Source organism: Pantoea sp. BS_8 (assembly GCF_041954965.1).
Classification (GTDB): Bacteria; Pseudomonadota; Gammaproteobacteria; order Enterobacterales; family Enterobacteriaceae; genus Pantoea; species Pantoea stewartii.
The window spans coordinates 68001-91739 of the sequence record NZ_JAVAXU010000007.1; the positions used below are offsets into that span (position 1 = coordinate 68001).

Genomic DNA, 23739 nt, shown 5'->3' on the forward strand with positions numbered 1-23739 from the left:
ATTTGAAAAGACGGGTTTATAATGGAGGGCAATTATACACAACAGAGACACCATCATGGCGAAAACTGCCGCGGCTTTACATATTCTGGTGAAACAGGAGGCAGAGGCGAGAGTCTTGCTGGAGAAGTTGAAAAAAGGGGAGAATTTCCAGCAGCTTGCTAAAAAACACTCCATCTGCCCTTCAGGCCGAAACGGCGGCGATCTGGGTGAATTCCGGCGGGGAAAGATGGTAGCTGCATTTGATAAAGCGGCCTTCACCTGCCCACTGTTACAACCCTTTGGGCCGGTGAAAACCGCGTTTGGTTACCACATCATCAAAGTGCTCTATCGCAACTGATTATTTTTTGCTTTTCATCTGCTGCAATACCCGGCTGCACTGATTTTCATCATTATCGCTGGGGGAAATCAGTGCCAGTAAGGCCGCCGCCGGTGCTACCACGGCACCCAGGGCAACGGCTGCCGCACCACGCGCCAGTAGTGGCCCGGTCTTCACACCGGCATCCGGATTTTTAAACGTACCACGGACGTAAAGCGGTGAGCGCAGGGTCACGATACGAATGCCTTTACTCTCTGGATTCACAGACAGGTCCAGACGTTCAGTGGCGAAATTCGCATTTCCCGTCACGTTGATGACCGCATTTTCCGTATCGAACACAAACAGGTTTGGCGTGGCCAGACCGTTTTGCAATTTCAGATCCGTTGCCGCACAGTTGATGCGCACCTCATCATCACCGAACAGCTTACCAACCAGATAGTTACCGACATTTAATCCGGCAATCTCCATCAGATTGCGGCTAATCAGTCCGTCGTTCATTAACAGCTTGAGTTGGCCGTTACTGGTTGCGAGCAGGTCAGCCACAGAATTGCCCGTGCCCGTCAAGCTGGCATCACCGTTAAGCTGTCCCAGACTGTTTTGCATTGCCTGTACATTGGGAAACAACTGGCGCAGGCGAAGTTTGCGCGCATGAATATCCGCGCGGCCTCGCATGGGAGAGCGATCGCCTTCTAAACGAATAGTGCTGTTCAGATTGCCCCCGGCCATGCCAAAACGCAGCGGATCGAGCAGTAGATTACCGTTATCAAGCTGCAAATGCGTGTAAAGATCGCTTAACGGCAAGGAATTACTGTGTTCGATACGTTTGCCACTGAACTTCACGTCAGCATCCATCACCGACCAGTTTTTCGTATCGAATTGATCATGAGGCAAAACACGATCGGCAGGCTGTGTCGATTTTTCGCCGCGCTTTGCCTTAGCCTGTTGCGTTTTCTCACTGCCTTTGCCGGAGTCAACGCCAATAAGCGGCCCCAAATCTGCCATACGCAATTGGTCAGATCGCAGTTCCCCTACCAGTTTAGGGCGAGGTTTGCCCTGGCTGTAGGTCAGGGAGCCATGAATATCGCTATCGCCAATGTGCCCATTGAATGCCTGATAGCGGAAAACAAACCCGTCTTTACCAGTGAATTTAGCAATAAGGCGACCATCTGTTTCATAGGGCGGCGTATCCGGTAATAACACGCCCGTCAGGCCATACAGATTCGCCAGCGTGTCGCCAGAAAAACGCAAACGCACATCCAGTCCGCCCAGATTTAACGGATCCTGCACACCGCCAGAAAGCTGTACCCGTGTAGTACCGTTACGGACATCCGCCTGCACCGGGAACGGTGTCGTCTGGCTTCGCAGTGATAACATGCCGCCGAGCTTACCCTGGCCCGTGAGTTTTTCATTGTCGTAGCGCCCTTCGGCCTGCCAGCCGAAAACAAAGTCGCCCGCCCCTTTTTGGCTGTCGTCTCCACCCGCGATTTGCGCGAAAGGCACAGGTTTGCCAAGCGAATTGAGTTTTACAGTGACATCAGCCTTGTTAACCGCATCGCGATAAAGCAGGGTTCCCTGATCGAACAGAATATTGTCCAGCCGAAATGACCAGGCGGAAGGCGGCGCATTGTCGTCTTTGCTGTCACTCTCAGCGAGCGTAAACGTCCAGTTGTTTTTCTTGTCGGCGGTTTGAATCAACCGGGCATCCGGCTGCTGTAGCTTTATCCAGGGGATAAAGACTTGTTTGTGCAGCAGTGCCAGCGGCGCAAGCGTTGCATCGACGCGCTGGAGATGAATCATAGTGACATCGGGAATATCAGGCGGATTGCCCAGCATGATGTCTTCGGCGTGCAGATGCGGCCAGGGGATAAAACTGCGCCATCCCGGTTCGTCGCGTTGTCGTTGCCACGCGATACCCAAATCACCACGAATGGCAAAAGGTCGGTTCAGTTCTGCTGAGACTTTTTTGTTGATGGTCGGCTTCAGGCGATTCCAGTCGAATGTGGCAATGACAATGACCACGACGACGATCACCAGGACTAAAATTCCCGCTATCCAACTGACTATTTTTCCAGCGCGTGACATTAGGCATCCTCCCTGCTCTTTCACGGTCTCCGTTAAAGATAGTCGAGAGCGAGCCGGAAGGGATCAATCAAGCTGGACAGGCAGGTACGCCAGTTCCGAAAAAGGGGCGGGGCGTGAGAAAAAATATCCCTGCGCCGCAATGGCCGGAGAGGCTTTTACCTGCTCCCATTCATCCTGCGTTTCCACGCCTTCAACAATAACGCCGTTACAGTAGCGGTTAATCAGCGACAACAGCATAGGAAAGAGTGTTCGCCCTTCCCCCGAGGCACACAACAAAATAAACAATTCGCGCGACAACTTGATGTAGTCGTATTTCAGCTCCGTCAGGGCAGAAAAATTTGCCATCCCTGAGCCGAAATCATCCAGCCAGAGCGGCCCCAACTCCGGCATTTGCGCCACCATCTCTTCCTGAGGCAAAACGTGGTGCTCGGTCAGTTCAAAGCGCACCCAGGGCAATCGGGTGATAAGGCTGCGAATCGGCAGATGATGTTGTATTAATGACAGAGAGGGGCCGTCAATATTGACTGATGCCATGACCTCATTATCGGCAAAGAAAGCTTCCCACTGGCTAAGCAACGTTAACTGCTCCTGCACAACGTCAAGGCGCTCTGCTACCTCCAGCTCAGCAAAATACGCTTCCGGGGAGAGTTTTTTTTCAGGTTCAGACGGATGCATGACCGCCGTCAGCAACTCAATCGCCAACAGCCGCCCAGAGACTTTGTAGATAGGCTGAAAGGTATACTGGCGTTGACACTGTCGCCAGAAGAGGCGCTTTTTCTGCTGGGGAGTGATGTCAACTGAAGAAGGTAGCCATTGACTAATATTCTCCATAACCATGGTCTTTTCCTGGTTGATAGTAAGCGCCTTCATTTGGGCGGCTTAGCGGCAATTATCGTTTGTATTTCGATACATAGTGAAAATCTGGCCACATAGGAGCCACGAGTCTACGCGAGTTTTGACACGACAATCGCCGAAACAGGGCGCGTTATCGGGTTAATTATCATGTTTTAGCGCCCTAAATTAAATTAAAACACTGTTTTAAAAAGTTGACGACAGGCCTTACAAACGCGAGACTGAAGCGAACTTTTACTACAGGCCTGAAACCATGACGCAGATAAAGATCGCTATTATTGGTGAGTGCATGATTGAGTTGTCCGAGAAGGGTGAGAACCTCAAACGCGGCTTTGGCGGTGACACGCTGAATACTGCGGTTTATCTGGCCCGGCAGGTCAGTCAACAGGATGTACGGGTTGATTATGTCACCGCACTGGGCATTGATCCCTTTAGCGCAGAGATGATGACTCGCTGGCAGGCGGAAAACGTCAATACTGCACTGATCCAGCGCCTTGAAAACAAAATGCCGGGTTTGTACATGATCCAAACCGACGATCAGGGCGAACGCTCCTTTTGGTACTGGCGCAGTGATGCGGCAGCCCGTTACTGGCTTGATGGCCCGGGTGCCGACGACATTTGCCAACAGCTTAAACATTACGACTATCTTTATCTGAGCGGAATCAGCCTGGCTATCCTGCCTGACGACAGTCGCGCCCGGCTCATGCAACTGCTCGCAGACTGTCGGGCAAACGGGGGGAAAGTGATATTTGATAATAATTACCGCCCGCGCTTGTGGAAAGATAAGGTCACTACTCGCCAGGCTTACCAGACAATGCTCGAAAACACGGATATGGCGTTCCTGACGCTGGATGACGAGCACCAGTTATGGGGCGAACAGTCTGTTGAGGACGTCATTGCCCGCGCACGTGATGCGGGCGTAAAGGAAGTCGTCATCAAACGCGGGGCAGAATCGTGCCTGATTGCGTTTGAAGACCAGCCATTGGCCGAGGTGCCTTCCGTCGCACTGCCAAAAGAAAAGATTGTCGATACCACGGCCGCCGGCGATTCATTCAGTGCGGGCTACCTGGCCAGGCGACTTGTCGGCGCGACGACAGAAGAAGCGGCACGGCGCGGTCATCTCACCGCCAGCACAGTGATTCAGTACCGCGGTGCGATCATTCCGCGTTCGGCAATGCCGGAATGATTGCCAGTCGCTCATCACGGGGACACCGGTACAGGCAGCATGTCTGTGCCTGAAGGAAAACGGGGGTGGATACGAAGCACATTAATCTGGTCTGTCTGGTATACGCGACAGGGAAAAAGCGTCAGGCTTTTACAAAGCGAGTGGGTGTAAGACGCAGATTATTGAGCCAAATCCCCCCATCCTGTTTTTCAAAAACCGCGGTACGAAGCCCAGACGTTATCCGCAGGCAAAGGATATTCAACGATACGGTACCGTCTGCGCTCGCTGAAGGCAGCTTCAAAGGCATGGCTTTTGCCATCAACGCAAAGGCGCAGAATGACGTCGATGCGCTAACAGCGCTGGCAGAAAACCGTGGGACACCGTAGTAAAGCCGCCAAAACTGTTCACGAAGGTAAATCAAGGGGACAGTTCCGTGATCCGGAGGGCTGTTACTGAAACGTCACCTGGACCGCCTTCTGGAAAGTTGACGGTCAGGATACGCTGACGATTAATGAGACCCCATGAAGCGGGACGATATATTGAGCCGCAATGGCATCGTACCGTCCGGCATCCAGACATTATGTTTCCTGAAACATCACTGGGGAATAAATTCCTGCTATTTCCGCCAGGGCAACATGAAAAACCGTTCATTTAGCTTAAGTCAGCTCAGCCGTTTTAACGCCGTCGCCTCTGGCCCTCATCTGTTAACAGTTTCTAATCTTAATGCGATTTTATTCCTTTTAAATTATTAAGTTAGCCAGGCAGCTTCAACGCCAGGCATAGTCCGAATCTCATGTATAAACCGCTTTTAGGTTGGACGATTACATTAAAACAGGCCATCTTTTAAACAGCGACAGCAGGATGCTGTTCTCACGGCCGCGAACAAAACAACGACAACATCTCTCGCATCAGGACACTGCTATGAATACAGAAATTATTAATATCTGGCCAAATGGTGATGCGCCAGGCGCCAGCGATTCTCGTGCTCAGCCCCAGATTGTGGATACCGCAAAAGAGTATGAACCCTACGACCGCGTAGCAACCGGTGTACGCTGCCCGGAAATGGCTATCTGGCATCCTGTTGAATCCAATGGCATCACCTTGCTGGTTGCGCCAGGGGGCGGCTACCAGCGCATCATGATTGATCGTGAAGGCAGTGCGCTGGCAACGTTCTTTACTTCGATGGGTTATACCCTGGCGGTAATGACTTATCGCCTGCCCTATGATGGACATCACGAAGGACCAGATGCACCGCTGGCCGACGCACAGCGCGCCGTGCGCGTACTACGTGAACGGGCACAGCGCGGGCTAAACGGAAAATATATTGTGATGATGGGCTTTTCTGCTGGCGGCCACGTCACCGCGAGCCTGGGTACGCGTTTCGGCGAAAAACTTTATCCCGTTCAGGACAGTGCAGAAAACCTGTCGCCTCGGCCGGATGCAATGGTTCTGGTTTATCCGGTCATCAGTATGCGCGATGGTCTGGCCCATGAAGGATCACGCACACGCTTATTAGGTGCCTGGCCCGATCAAAAAACTATTGATGCCTATTCACTCGAGACCCGGGTTCACAGTCAGGTGCCGCCTACGTTGCTGATTCATGCCGCCGATGATGATGACGTGCCAGTGAATAACAGCATGGTATTTTTTAGCGCGTTACGGGAACATAACGTCCCCGTGGAAGTGCATTTTTATCAGAAAGGCGGGCACGGCTTCGGCATTCGTGGCGTAGCGGATTTGCCCCTTGCCAGTTGGCCGATGCTGGTGACCGAATGGCTCAGGGCAAAAACCTGATCAATCAGGAGGCCGGTGGGGCAGCGTCACCTGCGGGGCTGCTCTCCGGCTGGCTGACGTCAGTGCCGCCTGACTGCGCTGCCGACGGAGCAGGTTCCCCCATCAGTTTGTCCCAGTCAGCTTTAAGGCTTTTCACATTGGTTTCTGTTTCGCCTTCCGGCTGAATCAGCACCATCATGAGTTCCTGACTGAGCTGCTGCCGTAATTCCTGATTCATCTGATCACGTGTCAGACCTGCCAGGAAATCCTGCCGCAACTTTTGATACTGTTCCGGCGCGATATCCACCACAGAATTACGTTGCGAGCGCAGGCGCTGACTGATCAGCACGTCCGTATCAGTGCGGGCATAGGTGGTAAACAGCTTATTCAGTTCCAGCAGCTTCTGAGCCATCAGCGCGTCAAACTCTTCCTGAGGCAAACCGTTATCGCGTACGGCGGCCAGCTCACGTGCCACCAGATTCATATTCTGTTCCAGGCTGTCGTTGCGCGTGTCCATATTAATGGAACACTGGGCGCGTTGATAAAGCACCCGGCAATCAAAGCCAACCTGAACGCCCTGCGCTTTGCTGTTGCTCAACGCACGTTGAACGTGCCAGAACAGCGCCTCACGCGCCAGGTCGCCCCGCCAGTAACGCTGGAGGTTTTGTGAATCGCGGATAGGCTGCCAGGGTGTATCCCACACCAGAGAAAGGCGGTCCTGCGCGCCACTGCCGCTTACCAGATTCACTGGATCATGCGGTAACGGGGACAAGGTCGGCACCGGCGCAGCCGAACTGCGCTTGCCTTCCAGCGAGGAGAACGCTTTATTGATCTGCTCAGAAAAACTACGGCTGTCGACATTGCCGACCACATACAGAGTGATGGCATCCGGCGTGTACCACTGCTGATAAAAGCTTTTTAGCTGTGCGATATCCACCGGCGCGCGCGGTTTCTCTGCCGGATCGTGCGCTAATAGCGCGGACCCTTTCAGTCTGTAGCGCCACCAGACATCCTGCGTATCCGTTGGCCAGGTTTTAACCGGATCGGAAGCAGATAACGCGGTGTCCACCACCTGATTAGTGATCGCCATATCGCCAGCCGTCGCGGCCAGCCAGTTCAGGGCTTCCTTTAACAGGTCTGGACGGTTATTGGGTAAGCTTAAGTTATACTGCGTGTAATCATACGATGTGATGACGGGCGGTAACGGGCGCTGTGGATCGATGCCCTGCTGCCATAAAGCACGCTGCTGATTTGTATCCAGTGCGGTGTTATGAACCAGCGCCAGACGTGACAAAAGGTGGCTAAAACCGGTTTGCTGCGCACTTTCTACCAGTGAGCCTGTGTTAACCACCATACGCAATTCAATGCGGTCGCTTGGCCGTTGCGGTGTTGCCAACAGTTGCCAGCTAAATCCGTTGTCCAGTTTTCCCTGTTGCCAGGCTGGATCAGGTTGCAGCGTTTCAGCGGATGCACCGTAACTGGTCGCTGCCAGCACTAGTCCACCAACCAAAAGCCGAATTCTGGTGCCCTGCATGTGAACCCCTACTCAAACAATTCAAAAATCGTTATCACTGGCACGTTTAGCCGCGTTTATAAGCGAACCGGTCATTGCCGATTCGCGCTGCCGATCATTAACAACAGGTTTGACCACAGGAAGACCGGGATGTCACGCAACGAAGTGAAAAACGTTGAAAAAAAACAAGTGGGGTTATTATCCAAATGCCCGCTGTCAGGGCAAGTGACAGCGGGCATTTGAGAGGATTAAATCACATTCAAGGATTAAATCGTGGATTCAGACGGGTCTTTTGCGCCATTTTTGCCCGCTAATGTCTCACCCAACTGTTTTTTATCCAGTTGATCAACCCATTTCGCGACCACAACGGTTGCTACGCCATTACCTACCAGGTTCGTCAGCGCACGGGCTTCTGACATAAAGCGGTCGATACCCAAAATCAGCGCCAGGCCGGCAACGGGTAAATGTCCCACTGCCGACAGTGTTGCAGCCAGAACTATAAAGCCGCTGCCTGTAACGCCCGCCGCCCCTTTAGAAGAGAGCAGTAATACCACCAGCAGGGTAACCTGATGGAAGATATCCATATGCGCATTTGTTGCCTGAGCAATGAAAACGGCCGCCATCGTCAGGTAGATAGAGGTACCGTCCAGGTTAAAGGAGTAACCTGTGGGAATGACCAGTCCCACCACGGATTTCTTACAACCCAGCCGCTCCATCTTATCCAGCATACGCGGCAGCGCCGATTCGGATGAGGACGTTCCCAGAACAATCAGCAGTTCTTCTTTAATGTAGGCAATGAATTTGAAGATGCTAAAGCCACCGAAGAGGCGGGCAATCAGCCCCAGCACAACGACGACAAACAGCACACAGGTAATATAGAAACAGATAATGAGCTGGCCAAGCTGCACCAGTGAACCTACGCCATATTTACCAATGGTAAAGGCCATGGCACCAAAGGCCCCGATAGGCGCCAGGCGCATAATCATATTGATAATGCCGAAAATGACCTTTGAGAAGCTCTCGATCACATTGAAAATCAATGTGCCCGTGTTGCCCAGACGATGCAATGCGAAGCCAAACAGCACGGCAAACAGTAATACCTGCAGGATATTGCCACTGGCGAAGGCGCCAATCACGCTACCCGGAATCACATCCAGTAAAAAGGCCACAATGCCTTGCTGCTCAGCCTGTTGCGCATAGATGGCAACCGCTTTGGCATCCAGCGTCGCAGGATCAACGTTCATTCCCGCGCCAGGTTGCACAACGTTAACGACGATCAGGCCGATAATCAGCGCAAGGGTACTGACGATTTCAAAGTAAAGCAGCGCAACCGCACCGGTGCGACCCACGGCTTTCATGCTTTCCATTCCGGCAATACCGGTAACGACTGTGCAGAAAATCACGGGGGCGATGATCATCTTGATCAGTTTAACAAAGCCATCCCCTAGCGGCTTCATCTGCGTCCCTAAATCAGGATAGAAATGGCCCAGAAGCACGCCGATGGCGATGGCGACCAGAACCTGGAAATAAAGGCTTTTAAATAGTTTCATAAACAGGTATCCACTAACGAGAGGTAATGTTGTCGGATTTTTTATTGTGACTGTCTGACAGGGCTGGCAGGTCAGGCAGTGGACAGAAAATAACACTCTGTTTACGTGATTAATACAGGGCTGCAAAGTCAGGGGAAATGATAGGCGCGTAATTCTGAACTGAAACGCTTCAGCAAGGGGTTTTGTAACTAAATTTCTCGCAAAATCAAGGAATCAGGGCGTTACTCCTCCTCCAGGGCATTATCCAGCCATTGATGAGTAAATTGCGCCAGCGGCACGGCTTCAGAATAAAGATAGCCCTGACCAATCGTGATACCGCGGGCCAGCAGCCAGTCACGCTGTTCACTGGTTTCTACCCCTTCAGCAATGACATCCAGGTCAATAATGTCAGCAATGGCCGCCACGATACGCACCATCGTGTCGTCCTCAGGCAACGCGGCAACAAAGCTGCGATCCATTTTCAGTTTGTTAACCGGTAAGGCTTTAAACTGATGCAGGTAGTTAAGATTGGAATAGCCCATCCCAAAGTCATCCAGTGCAACGGCAACGCCGGTTTTTTGCAACATCCGCAGCAGGGAAATAGCCTGCTCAGCATCGCCCATTTGCGCGGTTTCGGTAATCTCCAGCACTAATGTGCCTGGCGCAATTGAATGGCGCGCCAGCAAGGATTGCAGATGATTCACAATGCTGACATCGCGTAACTGAACGGCAGAAATATTGATACTCAGCGGGACCCTCACCCCATGGCGCTGCCAGCCAGCCAGAATGCGGCATGCTTCTTCAAATACCCAGCGGCCAATCGCTGAAATCACCCCGATTTCTTCCGCGCTGGCGATGAACTCTTCGGGTAATCCGTACCGGCCGTCCGCCTGACGCATACGCAGTAGTGCCTCCGCACCCGCCAGCCTGCCGGTGCGCATATCAATCTGGGGTTGCAAATAGAGGGCAAACTGCTCGTCGTGCAAGCCCTGTAAGATATCGTGTTCCTGAGTTAAGCGCTTTTGCGCCCGTTCGGTGAGGGCGGCATCAAAAAACAGGATCTGATTTTTGCCCTGACGACGGGCTGACATCATTGCGGAGGTCGCACGATCCAGCATCTCATTAGCCCCCGTCGTTTCGTCTTCTTCGCTTAACGCCAGACCGATACTGGCATTGGGTCGCAGTTGTAGCTGATGCAGCGTGACAGGCTGATTAAGGCGAATCATCAGATTGCGGGCCAGTCGCATCGCGCGAAAGGGGTTGCTGGCTGATTTCATCAGTAAGACAAAATCACTGGTAGCAGTCTGTGCCAGCAATGTCTGATCATCAATGGTGCTGCGAATTTTCTCGGCCAGCGTCAGCATCAACGTATCGCGCTGTTCATCACTGAGTACACCATTCGCTTCCTGCAGGGTTTCGATGCGTATCACCATCACACTAAAAGCATGGCGACGAGCGCGGATAAACTGTTCCAGTAAAGCTAAAAACAGCGCCCGATTCGGCAGATCGGTGACGTCGAAATGCGTTGTTAACCGACTCATCTGATCATGAATGGACTCAAGCACCTGCTGGTTGCGGTTATAGCTGCGAATCAACATACCGATTTCATCGTCACGGTGATCGGCTGGCACAGACAGTTTGTGGGTCAGAATCGCCTGCGGTGGCAGTTCCTGTATTTCACGGGAGATACGGCGCAGCGGATGCACCACCAACCGGTTTATACACCAGCTAATTGAAACGGCCAGGATGAGTGCCAGCAGCAAATAGGTGATGATCATCGTGGAGAACGTGCTCAGAATAAACTGGTAAACACGAAATGAATTCGCCTGCAGTACCAGATAAGCCAGCGGCTTCGGTAAACCGGTATGCTCAACAGAGTAGAGCGGTAAGGTGATTTGCACCGGCAGTTCAAAGATCCTGGCGATCAGTCTGGGAACGGGTTTTTCGTTTTCGAAGTTCGCATGCAGCGCCTGGAACGCATTCGGCAGCACCACATCAGCACGCGACAAAATCCCGGCGGGTTTTAACGAATTAAGAATGCGTTCAGCCTGAGGGATGTCCGCTTTCAGCACCGCTTCAGACAGCGGCTGACGCACGGTATGCGCGATATTCTCCATCTGCTGGGCGTAGTCGATTCTGCGCTGTTGCACAAAATGAAACAGTTGGATAACGATAAAAATGCTGATGGTCACTGTCGCAATCAGCGAGACTGTCGCCATCTGTTTTATCGTCAGCGATCGGCTTACGCGCAAAAATTCACTCCCGGCTCGTGACGAGCGTAGACATCAGAAAAGAAAAGCGCGTCAAGTATATCCTATCGCAAGATGTATTTGTGGCTTAAGGGGGCGGAAGCAGACGAATCGGAATTGCGGTCACGTCAGTGACCATAAGAAAAGCGGCATGCCGGAACAGCATGCCGCAGAGCGGGCATCAGGCGCTTAGTGCTTCTCCTGCCAGGCTGTCCAGGTCAGCAACTGGAGGCTGGCAGAAAAGTAGTTCTGCCCGGGCGACAGCTTGTCGCTCAGGTAGCCGGTTTGGTTCAACACCAAATCCCGTACCGCCAGTAAGCCGCCGTCCATATTATAAGGGGCCGCCGTATTGGCCAGAACATCAAACCAGGCTGGCGTATTCGTGCGACTATAACCTTGCCAGAGGCGCTGAAAGGGGCCCAGCGCCAGGCTTTGCGGATCGTACCACCAGATGTTGAGCGGGACGCGAATCGCGTCATAACTGAATCGGTTTGAATAGCCCACTGCTGGCGCAACGGAACCATCCGCATTCAGCGCTACCCAGTCCAGCGGCAGGTCGCTGTTGCCGAAATGCATTTTGCCCAGCAAGGCCATTCCACCGTCAATCAGCTTATTCCATACCTGTAGATGGCTGCGCTGGCCAAACTCCTGCCAGGCAACAAACAGAAAATAAGACGGGTTCAGCACCACATAGCTGTTTTTGTTGAAACCCTGCGCACCGGGCATCAACACGGTGTAACCGCCGAAATTCGCCACATCCAGTTTTACAATGGCACGCTGAATGCGGTCTGATTCCTGTTGGTAATCTGCGACGTTCCACTTTTGCGCCGCACGCTGTAACGCCCAGGCAATTAACACATCGCCATCAGAAGCATTGTTTTTATCCGCTACCGGGTCCTGTGCTCCGGGAATATAGCGCCAGTAGAACAGATCGTTTTGCGGATTTCGCAACGTGGTGCGCGTCCATTTCCAGAGCCGGTCAAAAGCCGCGCGGTCATCGTAGGCGACCGCCAGCAACATGCCGTAACCCTGCCCTTCGGTATGGCTGACATTATTATTTCCCGTATCAATAATGCGCCCGTCTGACTGCAGGAAGCGGCTTTTGTAGGTATCCCACCCGTTGGCCATCGCCTGAGCACTAAAAAACATCACCATAAAACAGACCAGAATTCCTGACCACACTGACTTAAGTCTCATCAGAGCACCTTATTGATATCGGAAATGCAACGTATTGCCGTCATTAAGCTCCAGCGTCACCGGTACGGCTTTACTGCCGCCCTGTCCCTGAAGCCAGCCGGAGAAAAGCCCTGCGAGAATGGCAGCAAATGCCGTCTGCCAGTCGGCGGCAGGCTGATAACTGTCGCCTGCGGGTGCAGCGTGGTGCTTAATTAAAATGGCACTATCCTGCGGCTGTAACTGAACAAACCCCCAGTTGAAGCGGGCCAGTTGCAGGTTACATTCACGCTCCAGATCCTGCACGGTACGGGCTGCGGGCAACGCATAACGTGCCGCAAGTGATTCACCCATGTTATATAAAAAAGCCGTGGCCTGCTCCTGGCCCGCGTTGGCAATCATGCCTTCGACCAGAACGCTGACCAGATCAAACCAGCCAGGCTGATGTGGGTGGCTCGGCCCACTCAAAGCTTCACTCATTAGTTGTCTCCGAACAGGTAGCGGAAATAGAGCTGCGCGCTGCTTTCGTTATAATCACCAAAGGTGTCATAACCCAGTTGCCCGCCAATCGTGACATCTTTATCGATTTTATAATCGGCACCTGCATGCAGGTTGTAACCTACACCGTTTTTACTGTTGCCCTCGTAGAAGGCGCTTTTGACATGCCCGTTGGCGGCCAGCGCTTCCAGCTGTGCCTGACGGGACGGATCGTTCGGGAAGTACGCACTCTTATCCTGGCTGTAACTCTGGTAACCCAACGCGCCGCCAATATTCACCTTCAGGTCATCGAAGGTGCGCGTGAAGTCGATCGGGAAGGAGATGGACGCATAATCCTGCGGGCTAAAATAGCCACCCTGTCCGTAGCTGAAGTAGCTGAGATTTTTTGAGAAATCCATCCACGATAAACTCATACCGACTTTAAGTTCACGATCGTCAGCATGGAATGGACGAACATAGACGCCCGCATTGGCTTGCAGGTTGTTGTTACTGGCTACGTTTTCACCTACATAGCTGTAAGCGCCAGCCCCGACATACATGCCGGCGTCGCCATTATCGTAGCTCAGTAAGGCATTACCGCCGTTTTTGGTGACGTTCCCCCAACGCTTGCCGCTGGATTTATCTTCAGTCCCGACATAGGACAGCAGACTGTCAGTAATCGCACGCCGTTCCCCGGTCAGGATAAGCGTCAGGAAGTCCGTGATTTTGGGCGACCACTGCACACCACCGACCAGCGTATTCAGGTCCTGGCCCAGCGGCGTACTGCCTAAATCCACTTTGTAGCTGTCGCCCTTAAGCGCCAGGCTTAGCTCAACCCCAGAGGCCGTTTGCGAATTGGTCGAGGCCGTCGGCACATCGTCCACTTTTGCGCCATTGGCCGCCACCACTTTGCCTTGTTCCAGCGCGTTGGTGCCGAAACGCCGCCATGCATCGCCCGCAGCGCTGCCCGCCGTCAGTGACACTGGCGTCATGGTAAAGTCGAACCGTGCGTCGCCGAACGGCACAGTTGAGAAAGTGAGTGGAGCTTTCGCTTCCGTCAGCTGACTCAGGCCCGACTCACCGTCACGTCCGCGTACCTGTACCGTGCCCTGTGCCCAGGTGCCCGTTTTTTCCTGGAGGGTTTCCATCATGGCATCAATATCATGTAACGTCTGAGCCTGCTGAGAGGGAACATTCGTCGTACTGGCCACGGTGGCATCCGGCGATGTGCCTGATGAGGCCGGCGCAACCTGCCAGGGTAATACCGTGCCATACGTCGACGGCGTGCGCCCAACAGGCGAGGTGCTGCGGTTCACAAATGGGTTGTCGGCGAGTGCCAGTCCGCCGATGGTTGGCGTGGTGCCGGGCTGCGCACCTTGCAGACCGATAATTTGTCCCCGCGCCGTTCGCAGATAACGCATGGCCTGGCTATGGTCGCCATTGGCTTCTGCCACCTGCGCGAGGAGCAACTGACGTTGCGGCGTCGGGTCGGGCGTCAGGCCACGGGCCAGTTCATTGGCACGCTGCACATCGTTTTGCGCCAGGGCAACATTGATCGCGCCAACGCGCGCGTCCTGCGACGGCGTATCCTGCGTCATTAAGTAGTCATAGACGACGCCCGCGTCTTTATTCATTTTGCCGTCCTGATAGAGACGGGCCATGGCAAACATTAAATCGCGGTTTTGTGGATCGCGCTGCAGCGCGCCAATTAACTTATCGTACGCGGCGGCGTACTGTTTCTGCTGACGCAGACGATCCACCTCGTTAATCAAATAGCCTTCACGCAAGTCGGCCAGTTGCTTAGGCGTACTGCGTGCCTGCAGCGCAGGCGTGCTCAGAAAACGTTGTGCTTCACTCTCAAGTCCGGCCTGGTTCAGCACGGCCACCTGTGCAGCATAGTCACCGGCATTGCCCTGAACACCCCGTTGCATATTGCCACGCACGACCGCTACGGCACCGGCAAGATCGCCGGCTTTTGCCAGTTTCTGTGCCAGATTTCCCGCATCAACCGGATTATCCGGCGGGTTGACGGCAAGGGCTTTTAACGTATTCGCCGCTGCCGCATCAGATCCTTGAGCCAGATACTGATCGGCCGTGGCCATTTGCAGATTAAAATTTACCCGCTGTGCCAGTTCTCGCATATCACGCGTTTGTGCACTGGCGGGAATACGGGACAGCAATGCGCTTGCCTGCTGCCAGGCACCACTTTCGCTGGCGTTTAACGCACCGGCATAAAGCTCAGCCGTGCTGGCGCCGTCGCGCATCACTGGCTGCATCACGCTCGCCGCCTGGATTGAATCACCTTGCTGCCGATAAAGTCGCGCCAAATCAAGGCGTAACCAGCCATCCTGCGGATAGCGCTGAATGCCCTGCTGCAAGGTGGCGATAGCCGCACTGATGTTGCCCGCTGCTACCTGCCGCTTCGCCAACTGGCGAACAGGATCGACGCTGCTGCCACGCGGCGCCACACTTTGTCTGACGCTTTCTGGCAGCGAAGCCAGTAATGTATTGGCCTCCGCAGTGCGATTCTGCTGGCGTAACACATAGAACAGCCCTTCGCGCGCATTGCGGTTATCCGGATCGTTTTTTAAGATCGTGCGATAAGCCTGCTCAGCCTGCTCAGGTTGATTGCTTCGACGTAACACATCAGCGCGGAATAAGCCTGCTGCCACGCCTTTTTCGCCTTCCGCCTGAGTAAGGGGGGCGCTGAGTGCCAGTGCCTGCGCACTGTCACCGTTTTTAAATGCCTGTTGGGCGTTGGCTAACTGGGCATAAAAACGCGCATCAGCAGCCTGCTTCTGCCGATCGGCGCTCTGATCGCCGCCCAGTTGTGCCGCGCGCTGCAAGTAGTCCGCCGCCTCCTGATAACGGCCTTCTCGTTGAGCCACATAACCCATGCCAGCCAGCGCATCCGCATCCTGGGGGTTCGCCTGCAGCACTTTGCCAAAACTGGTTTCTGCGCTGTTCACATCACCGCTGTTCAGCGCGCTAAAACCTGCCCCCTTCTCCGCGCCGCCGACATTTTTACGGTAATAGTCCATCACCGCAGTATCCTGGGGATGACGCTGCTGCCAGGTTTGGTAAAGCGGCGCATCTGAAGCCTGGGGCCCCAGCCATAAAAGTGCCTGGCGAAGAGAGCGATCGGCATCCTGATTGCCGCTGGCCAGTGTACTGAGCAGCTCAATCCCTTCACGTCGGGTTGAATCCTGATATGTCAGTGCTTTTCCCAGCGCCAGTCTGGCCCCCATATCCTGCGGATGCTGAGCCGAAAACTGGCGCAATGCTTCAATCGCCTGCGGCAGCAGGGCACGGTCACCCGCCATGGTCAGGTAATATTCCGCAGCAACGCTGGGGGGCGGCTCATTGCCGCTAAAGGTATTGCGCCAGGTTTGCAAGGCCGCCGCGATATTGCCACTCCGCGCCTGCTGGCGAGCCAGGGAGAGCTGTGCCTGAGGAATGCTTTGCAGCTGGCGAGCGTTATCCAGTTCAGCCAGGTGCGGATCGTTGGGCGAAACCTGGCTGAGACGCGCGCGATACTGCATCGCGCCCGCATTATCGCCACTTTGCTGAGAATAGAGCGCCAGCAGGTAAAGTGCCTGGGTGTTATCAGGCTCCACCATTAACACTTTCTGCAGGGACGCCTTCGCCAGATCATCGTGCGCTTTTTGATGCCAGTAGGTTGCCTGATCAAATAACGCCTGCAGCGCAGGATTGCTGCTCTCCGCTGCCTGAAGCGGCAGAGATAAGGCGATTGTCCCGCCCAGCACTAACGCGCGACAGATCCCGGCACTGATTTGGTTTTTATTCATTATTATGGCCCTTACTTCTTACCGGCATCGCGATTATCATTTGCCTGCAGTCGACGCGAGGCATGTCGTTTCAACATGGCCCACGCGGCACTGCCCACCACGGCGGAAAACAGCAGTGCAGCCAGCGCCATTAATACCGAGTGCTGGTTGGCATACCATACCACCATCATGTACCACGGCATTTCCCCACTGGGAAACTGCGGCCCAACCCGGAAGCTTCGGATGCCATTCTCATCGGTAATAATGGCAGTATCGCCTCTTACCGCCGCATTAATGCGGGCAGAGCTGAGGTCACCATGTAATCTCAGCAACTGGTCGTCACTGGTAGCAACCGCCATCACGACCAGACGATCCGGGTTCCATGTCGAGCGGTAACTCAGAAAACCACGCCAGGACTCATTCGAAGAGAAATAGCGATCGGCATCCAGTGGTTGACGATACCAGTCACCCATCAGCCAGCTACGCAGTTTTTCAAGCGTGGTCGGTTCTTTCACACCCAGCGCGCTGCCGTTAGCGTCATAAGGCGAGTTTTCGAGCATTGCCTGATTGAATGCGCTGTTTCCGGTCGTGCTCACGGCCAGTAAATCCGTTTGCTGAACCCGTGCCAGGTTATTGCCGCCGTTTGGCAGACCAAACAACACCTGATTCTGTGCCAGGACAACACCCGTCGCATTTCCCGCGCGAGCGGACAGATTTAACAGCGTGGAAATTTCCGCATCGCTGGGCTGCCCGGGCAGCAGTAGTGTGGTTTGTGAAAAGTCCGCCAGACGGGAAAACGGAAACGAAGCGCCCACAAAATAGGACAGGTTAGGCAACATGCTAAAGTGCCGCGTGTGACTCAGATCGATCCAGGAGTCCTCTTCAATTCGGCTCTTAATATTGTTGTTGAGTAACACGCCGCAGGGCGCATCCGCCTTGGGCTTAATATTAAAATAGAGCGCCAGCTGGTTATCGCCATAAATCAGATAGGGATCGAGGTTAATCTGGTAATGCTCCTGACGCGCATCGCCACCCAGGCGGTGCCAGACGTTTTCCAGAAGCCCCTCTTTATTGACGGTCAGATTACGCAGGAAGGTTCCGTTCAGGGTGACATTGAGCAGTGAGTTTTTCTCATCAATCCAGGTCTCTGACGGAAAGCGGTAATGCAAATGGAGCGGAACCGTATCCCCATCCCACAAAAACAGATCGGGTGCTGCGCGGAAATTAACCCGCATCGCATCGTGCCAGATACCGGTCGCGGTAAGGCTTTGATCTTTGCGCAACAGCTGACCCAGACGGACAGGATGGAGCGTATTGATCCAGCGAGGCGCATCGTAAGGACTGCGACTGGCAATGGATTGCGGCTTAACCTGTAACATGCTGCCATCGGTAGTCAGGGGCTGGGTTGTCAGACGATTCGCGGCCTGGCGCAACTGATTTTCGTCTGCGCCGCTCACCAGCAGCAGCTTATATACCGGATTGCCTGGATTATCGACCATTTGCAGGGTGGGCCCTGAACCGGCAGGAAAGGTCAGTGTGCCAATCTTGTCACCGGGATGACCAAACAAGATGCCGTTTTTTTCCGGCAGCGTACCGCGGACGACCGGGAAGCTGATGCCGCGGTAATCACTTTGAATGCCCAACCAGGATGCCACCAGCACTGCCGCAGTGACCGTGTCGGGTGAGACGCTGTTGGTAAAGGCGAACGTGACATCCGCTGCGGTCATACGTTGCGGGTCAATAAATGGCCGCGGGAAGTTACGCAGGCTGGTACCAATATTTAACTGCTGGCCTTCAAGGCTCAACATCGTTTTGGGCAGAATAGTCACCTGATACTGTTCCGCACTGTCTTTTTCGCACAACAGCTTATCGGCGTCGTTAATTTTAAAACTCAGGTTGTTGTTGGACACGATCATGGCCGCCGGAATGTCCAGCTGGTAATCGCTTTCATCACTGTCGCCCGAACCTAACGGCAGCGTACCGAGCGGTTGGCCGTTTAACATTAACTGCAGAGAGGTATTACGTGCCGCCAGCGCCTGGGAAACGCGCAGCGACAGGTTAAGGCGTGCGTTGGTCACTACCTCATCGCCTGGCAACGTAAACAGGATACCCGATTGCAGTTGACCACCGGTCAGCGTAATCCCCTGTCGCTGCCCCATTTGCGCCACGCTCAGCGTGCTGCTGACGGGCTGATTGAGCATGCTGCTGGCCATCGCGGTCGCCGTAGCCTGACCCGGTGCATAAGGGGTTGCACCCGCCGCCGCTTCCAGGGCCGGTTCTGCGTTATCAAGCCCCGCCGGTGGCGGTACGCTCGACAGCGCGCTGCTGTCATGGGTGACGGTAGCAGGGCTGCTGGCAGACGGCGCAGCGGCTGTCCCGCCATTCGGCATCGCCGATCCGGAAGCCGCCTCATGAGTTGAGGTTGATACCGCAGGGTTCTCTGCCCCGGTGCTGGCTGCTGGGGCTGCGCTGTTATTCAGCCCGGCATTGCTGTCTGGCGCTGGGCTGTTGTTTGGTGTGGTATTGCTATCCGGTGCAGTCCTCATGATCGGGGCAGCACTGCTATCTGGCACAGGGCTGTTGTTGATCACTGCGTTGCTGCCAGGTGCGGCGCTGTTGTTGAGGATGGTATTACCATCCGTTGCAGTCCTCATGATCGGGGCAGCACTACTACCTGTCGCAGGGCTGTTGTTGATTACTGTGTTGCTGCCAGGTGCGGCGCTGTTGTTGAGGGTGGTATTACCATCCGCTGCAGTCCTCATGATCGGGGCAGCACTGCTACCTGTCGCAGGGCTGTTGTTGATTACTGCGCTGTTATTCGGCACCGCGCCACTTTCCGGTGCCGCGCTGTTGTTTAACACCGCATTGCTGTCCGTGGTCTGGCCGTTATTTACCGCAGTAAGGCTGGCGTTATTACCGGCAACGGGCGCCTCTGCCGACGCCGGCAGAGCCCACAATGCAGCCGAAAGCGACCCTGCAAGCATCGACTGTATCAACATTCTCATACTGCACTGTCCTCTTTCACCGCCACGTTTTGCGCTCCGCCTTTACGTTTCTCACGGCGATCTAACCAGGTCAGCCAGAACAGTTCGAAAACAGTACGAATAATGGTACCCAAAGAAGTAAGGGGATTATCTTGCTTATATTCAGGCTGAATCCATGCATCCGCTCGCGCCAGTACCACACGCACCAGTTCGCGACGACGCGACAGCGGCATTGCGCCAAAGCTGAGACGAATGCTCTCTTCATCGCCGGAAATTTTGCTTGCCGGGATAGTAATCGTGCCGGATTTCAGCAACAGATCGATCTCTTCAATCGTGTCATGCTCATGACGGTTATCCGGTGCGTCCAGATGCGCGCCTCCCATTGAGAGATCGCTGGTCATAGTGCGCGAGGAAATACCGCTGGCGTAATGAATAATGGCCGGAATTTGCACCTCGATACGAATCGTTTTTCGTACCTGCTTGGTTTCACGCGCGACCGCAATCGCGGCCATTAAAATAATTAAGCTGAAGATCGCCCAGCCTACGTTAAGGGCAATCACGTAAGGATCGACACCAAAATAGTCATGCATCGTCGCACGCACGATACCCGCTACGATGCCAATGCTGAGCAATAGCGCAACGATGACGTGCGGGCGAACAATATGGAAATCGAAGAAGCCCTGATCCAGTACGCCGCCTTTGTCCGTTACGTTAAATTTGCCATGCTTAGGTGACAGCAATGTCAAAATCGTCGGAATCACCAGGTGGAAACACATGACGGTTTCATAAATTTCCCCCCAGAAGGTGTAGCGGAAACGGCCATTCATACGCGAGTTTACCGACAACGACAGCACCAGATGAGGCAGGACATAAGCAAAAATAAGCGATGCTGACGAATGGATAATATTCAGATTGAACAACAGATAAGCCAGCGGCGCGGTCAGGAAGATGACGCGCGGCAGACCAAACTGGAAATGCAGCATGGCATTGAGATAGCAAAGCCGCTGTTGCCACTTTAAGCCACGACCCAAAAGTGGGTTATCGACGCGGAAAATCTGCGTCATTCCGCGGGCCCAGCGGGTACGTTGTATTACGTGCAGGCCCAGACGTTCAGTCGCCAGACCTGCAGCCAGAGGAATGGCCAGAAAGGCCGATCCCCACCCACGACGCTGCATTTTCAACGCCGTATGGGCATCTTCGGTCACCGTTTCGACGGCGAAACCGCCAATCTCTTCCAGCGCAGAACGACGAATGACGGCACAGGAACCGCAGAAGAAAGTCGCGTTCCAGTTGTCATTACCCTGCTGCACCGGACCATAGAACAGCGCACCCTCATTAGGAATACTGCGCGCTGCGCGCAGATTGCGTTCAAACGGATCGGGCGAATAAAAATAGTGCGGCGTCTGTAACAGCGCCAGCTTAGGATCTTTCAGGAACGGGCCCACCGTTGCCTGTAAAAATGTGCGGGTCGCTACGTGGTCGCAGTCAAACACGCAAATCAGTTCACCTTTTGTGATCTTCATTGCGTGATTAAGATTACCGGCTTTGGCATGGCTGTTATCGTCGCGCGTGATGTAGCCCACACCCACGTCGGCCGCGAATACAGCAAACTCCCGGCGTTTTCCATCGTCAAGCAGGTAAACCTTTATCTTGTCACGCGGATAGTCAATGCACTGTGCGGCCAGAACAGTGTCACGTACGACATCAAGACTTTCATTATACGTGGGGATATAGACATCAACCGTTGGCCACAGGCTGGTGTCCTCCGGCAGGGGTTCAATCGTTCGCTTTAATGGCCATGTGGTTTGCAGGAAGCCGAGTATAAGGATCAGCCAGACATACAGTTCCGCAATATATAAGCCAATGCCAAGAATCGCTTCGATTTCAGAATTAAAATACAGTGTTTCCGTCGTCCGCCACCATATATAGCGGGATGACATCAGGGCAGAAAGAATAACCATCACTACCGTTATTTTACGGCTTTTACTGAACCCCAATAAAAACACCATACCAATGCTAATCAAGCCAAAAATATACTGTTTTTGACTATCCATCGGCGTGATAATAATCACCGCAGCAACAGGTGCAAGCACCAGCAGCAGCAGGTAAAACCCAAGTTTACCCATGACCCACCCTGAAAGAGCTGTTTTTTTTAACCTGCCGGAGCAGGTCATTACATTTAGTAGTTACCGGTGTTAATTTGCGCCTGAACTTCGCCATTCCCCACCGTGATATTCAGAATACTGGCGACACGCTTGGTGATCAGTTCGATATCAAAGGCAGCAGCAGAGGCAGGGCTGAAATCATAAACGGATTGCTGCGAGGCGTTGGCCTCACCCACACTTTCATCACGATGAATCTGCCCCAGGAGCGTATCGCCCAGCCGTTGCTGAAGAAAAGCGGTCACATCGCGATTGATATTCCGGCGATTGTCGCACTGGTTGAGGACAAAATAGTGACCGTGCCGGCTGTTCAGCGGCTGCCCAATCAGGCGGTTTTCTTCAATATGGGGTAACAGTGACACGGAGGCGGTATCCGCCAACATAACGACCAAATGCATATCGGCTAACGCCCTGATGGCTTTAAGCGCAGGTCCGGGTCCGGGAGGAAAGTCCGCTACCATCACCAGGCCGGGATAGTTCAGTAACGTATCAAGGCCTCGCTTGAGAAAATGCGGGTCTTTAGTCAGATTCTCTTCGAACCGCTCACGCTGGGCTTCGGTAACATTGCCGTAAGGCAGAACAAAAATGTTCCCTCCGGTCGTCAAAATAGACTGGCTCCAGTCAGCCTGCTCTTCTGAGCGAGCAACGAAACCCCGTCCGTCATTCAGGGGAACGCCGAAATGAAGACGCAATGCATTCTGTACATCAAAATCAATTGCCAATACCTTGCTACCCGATCGGGCCAGACTCCAGGCCAGATTGGCTGCCAACGTAGTTTTTCCCACCCCACCTTTGGGCGAGCACACACAAACTAACGGCATAAGGCAATCTTCTCCAGTAACGGTTTTAATAACGTTTCTTTAGGTAAATTCTCTGACGCGCTGTTACGCGCACGGAACAGATCGCTGAAGCGACCGTTCTCTGCTTCAGGACGTGCCGGGATTGAGGGGGCAGTGTCAGGTGCCGTTACCGGCGCATGCGTCTTCTGTACAGCGACCCCGGCCTGAGGCGTTGCTGAGGATGTCGGGAACAGGGAAGAGGAAGCGTGTGAAGCAGGCTCAGTCACGTCAGGAAGCGGCTCGCTGGCTGACAGGCTGTTTATGAGGGAACGGGAAGAGGCAGATGCAGGCGTCGACACCTGCGCGCTCTGAGTTAACGCTGAACCCATGTCCAGACTAAACTCATCACCCTGAATCGGTTGTGGCTGGGGTAAATCAATACGCTGGCCACCACTAAACGGCATTTGCTGATCGTCACTCGCCAGTTGACGAATGAGAGACCATTTACTTTTCTCCGCCGCTTCCTGCGATTGGCCTGACATATCCTGAAAGGCGATATCGAGCGTTTTTGTCTTTTCCTTAAAACGCTGTAAGTCGTCGTAATTCTTCATACACCACAACCTAAAACATAGGGAGAATTTTTCCAGGAATATATCATAATAATTTGAACACAGTGAGATAATTCTGATTACAAAACCAACAGATTAAATAAGAAAGATTAATGCTAATTAGTTGTGTTTAGCAAAAAATGAGCACTAACTCACATATATTTCGTAAAATTATTGAGACAGCCTTAAGTAAAATATCAGCCTCAATGATTAAGATCTAAGTATCTACTAACCCGGGGAGCATGGCTAACACAACTCCTTGTATTGGAAAGCAAAAAAAAGCTGTCTC

General features: G+C 53.6%; 15 protein-coding genes. 3 read left to right on the forward strand and 12 right to left on the reverse strand.

Features of this window, described 5'->3' with window-relative positions:
- The first annotated feature begins 55 nt into the window (after positions 1 to 55).
- Positions 56 to 337 (forward strand): peptidylprolyl isomerase PpiC, encoded by a 282-nt coding sequence (ppiC, locus tag RAC65_RS14305; protein ID WP_039339212.1) that lies wholly within the window; start codon positions 56 to 58, stop codon positions 335 to 337.
- Here the strand turns inward: ppiC and RAC65_RS14310 are convergent, their stop codons facing one another.
- Both RAC65_RS14310 and pdeH read right to left on the reverse strand, forming a co-directional pair.
- Positions 338 to 2398, reverse strand: coding sequence for an AsmA family protein (locus tag RAC65_RS14310; RefSeq protein WP_375096817.1), 2061 nt, complete (start codon positions 2396 to 2398; stop codon positions 338 to 340).
- A 63-nt stretch (positions 2399 to 2461) separates the two neighbouring features.
- A complete protein-coding gene (gene pdeH, locus RAC65_RS14315) occupies positions 2462 to 3235 on the reverse strand; it encodes a cyclic-guanylate-specific phosphodiesterase (RefSeq protein ID WP_058701519.1) in 774 nt (257 codons plus the stop codon).
- A gap of 268 nt (positions 3236 to 3503) precedes the next feature.
- Between pdeH and RAC65_RS14320 the strand changes: the two genes are divergently transcribed.
- Entirely contained in the window at positions 3504 to 4436 is a 933-nt protein-coding gene (locus tag RAC65_RS14320; protein ID WP_058701520.1) for a sugar kinase, read from the forward strand.
- Between the two features lie 900 nt (positions 4437 to 5336).
- The gene (locus RAC65_RS14325) at positions 5337 to 6209 is read left to right on the forward strand and encodes an alpha/beta hydrolase (RefSeq protein WP_006121422.1); all 873 of its coding nucleotides are present in this window, start codon (positions 5337 to 5339) and stop codon (positions 6207 to 6209) included.
- Positions 6210 to 6213: 4 nt separating this feature from the next.
- Here the strand turns inward: RAC65_RS14325 and RAC65_RS14330 are convergent, their stop codons facing one another.
- From RAC65_RS14330 to bcsO, 10 genes are all read right to left on the reverse strand, one after another.
- On the reverse strand, positions 6214 to 7722 hold the full coding sequence (locus tag RAC65_RS14330) for a pitrilysin family protein (RefSeq protein ID WP_033737328.1): 1509 nt from the start codon (positions 7720 to 7722) through the stop codon (positions 6214 to 6216).
- Positions 7723 to 7967: 245 nt separating this feature from the next.
- Complete coding sequence (locus RAC65_RS14335; protein ID WP_172677667.1) at positions 7968 to 9257, reverse strand: dicarboxylate/amino acid:cation symporter; 1290 nt, start codon at positions 9255 to 9257, stop codon at positions 7968 to 7970.
- A 215-nt stretch (positions 9258 to 9472) separates the two neighbouring features.
- The gene (hmsP, locus tag RAC65_RS14340; protein WP_375096818.1) at positions 9473 to 11482 is read right to left on the reverse strand and encodes a biofilm formation regulator HmsP; all 2010 of its coding nucleotides are present in this window, start codon (positions 11480 to 11482) and stop codon (positions 9473 to 9475) included.
- A 186-nt stretch (positions 11483 to 11668) separates the two neighbouring features.
- Positions 11669 to 12676 carry a glycosyl hydrolase family 8 gene (locus RAC65_RS14345; protein WP_033737323.1) on the reverse strand — a complete coding sequence of 336 codons (1008 nt, stop codon included), beginning with the start codon at positions 12674 to 12676 and terminating at the stop codon, positions 11669 to 11671.
- Positions 12677 to 12685: 9 nt separating this feature from the next.
- Positions 12686 to 13132, reverse strand: coding sequence for a cellulose biosynthesis protein BcsD (gene bcsD, locus RAC65_RS14350; protein WP_039339205.1), 447 nt, complete (start codon positions 13130 to 13132; stop codon positions 12686 to 12688).
- On the reverse strand, positions 13132 to 16938 hold the full coding sequence (locus RAC65_RS14355; protein ID WP_375096819.1) for a cellulose synthase subunit BcsC-related outer membrane protein: 3807 nt from the start codon (positions 16936 to 16938) through the stop codon (positions 13132 to 13134). The genes bcsD and RAC65_RS14355 overlap by 1 nt, the downstream gene beginning before the upstream one ends.
- Before the next feature lie 11 nt (positions 16939 to 16949).
- Positions 16950 to 19922, reverse strand: a complete 2973-nt coding sequence (gene bcsB, locus RAC65_RS14360; RefSeq protein ID WP_375096820.1) for a cellulose biosynthesis cyclic di-GMP-binding regulatory protein BcsB — start codon at positions 19920 to 19922, stop codon at positions 16950 to 16952.
- Positions 19919 to 22027, reverse strand: coding sequence for a UDP-forming cellulose synthase catalytic subunit (gene bcsA / locus RAC65_RS14365; RefSeq protein ID WP_006121414.1), 2109 nt, complete (start codon positions 22025 to 22027; stop codon positions 19919 to 19921). Before bcsA ends, bcsB begins: the two co-directional genes overlap by 4 nt.
- A gap of 53 nt (positions 22028 to 22080) precedes the next feature.
- Positions 22081 to 22884 (reverse strand): cellulose biosynthesis protein BcsQ, encoded by an 804-nt coding sequence (bcsQ, locus tag RAC65_RS14370; protein ID WP_033737319.1) that lies wholly within the window; start codon positions 22882 to 22884, stop codon positions 22081 to 22083.
- A complete protein-coding gene (gene bcsO / locus RAC65_RS14375) occupies positions 22875 to 23453 on the reverse strand; it encodes a cellulose biosynthesis protein BcsO (RefSeq protein WP_006121412.1) in 579 nt (192 codons plus the stop codon). Before bcsO ends, bcsQ begins: the two co-directional genes overlap by 10 nt.
- Positions 23454 to 23739: the final 286 nt, after the last annotated feature.

Bases quoted from the DNA above. Each gene is read 5' to 3' on its own strand.
- RAC65_RS14320 (WP_058701520.1), top strand. From the start codon at position 3,504: ATGACGCAGATAAAGATCGCTATTATTGGTGAGTGCATGATTGAGTTG.
- RAC65_RS14330 (WP_033737328.1), bottom strand. From the start codon at position 7,722: ATGCAGGGCACCAGAATTCGGCTTTTGGTTGGTGGACTAGTGCTGGCA.
- bcsQ (WP_033737319.1), bottom strand. From the start codon at position 22,884: ATGCCGTTAGTTTGTGTGTGCTCGCCCAAAGGTGGGGTGGGAAAAACT.
- bcsD (WP_039339205.1), bottom strand. From the start codon at position 13,132: ATGAGTGAAGCTTTGAGTGGGCCGAGCCACCCACATCAGCCTGGCTGG.
- pdeH (WP_058701519.1), bottom strand. From the start codon at position 3,235: ATGGTTATGGAGAATATTAGTCAATGGCTACCTTCTTCAGTTGACATC.
- RAC65_RS14355 (WP_375096819.1), bottom strand. From the start codon at position 16,938: ATGAATAAAAACCAAATCAGTGCCGGGATCTGTCGCGCGTTAGTGCTG.
- bcsO (WP_006121412.1), bottom strand. From the start codon at position 23,453: ATGAAGAATTACGACGACTTACAGCGTTTTAAGGAAAAGACAAAAACG.
- RAC65_RS14325 (WP_006121422.1), top strand. From the start codon at position 5,337: ATGAATACAGAAATTATTAATATCTGGCCAAATGGTGATGCGCCAGGC.
- RAC65_RS14310 (WP_375096817.1), bottom strand. From the start codon at position 2,398: ATGTCACGCGCTGGAAAAATAGTCAGTTGGATAGCGGGAATTTTAGTC.
- bcsB (WP_375096820.1), bottom strand. From the start codon at position 19,922: ATGAGAATGTTGATACAGTCGATGCTTGCAGGGTCGCTTTCGGCTGCA.
- ppiC (WP_039339212.1), top strand. From the start codon at position 56: ATGGCGAAAACTGCCGCGGCTTTACATATTCTGGTGAAACAGGAGGCA.
- RAC65_RS14345 (WP_033737323.1), bottom strand. From the start codon at position 12,676: ATGAGACTTAAGTCAGTGTGGTCAGGAATTCTGGTCTGTTTTATGGTG.
- bcsA (WP_006121414.1), bottom strand. From the start codon at position 22,027: ATGGGTAAACTTGGGTTTTACCTGCTGCTGCTGGTGCTTGCACCTGTT.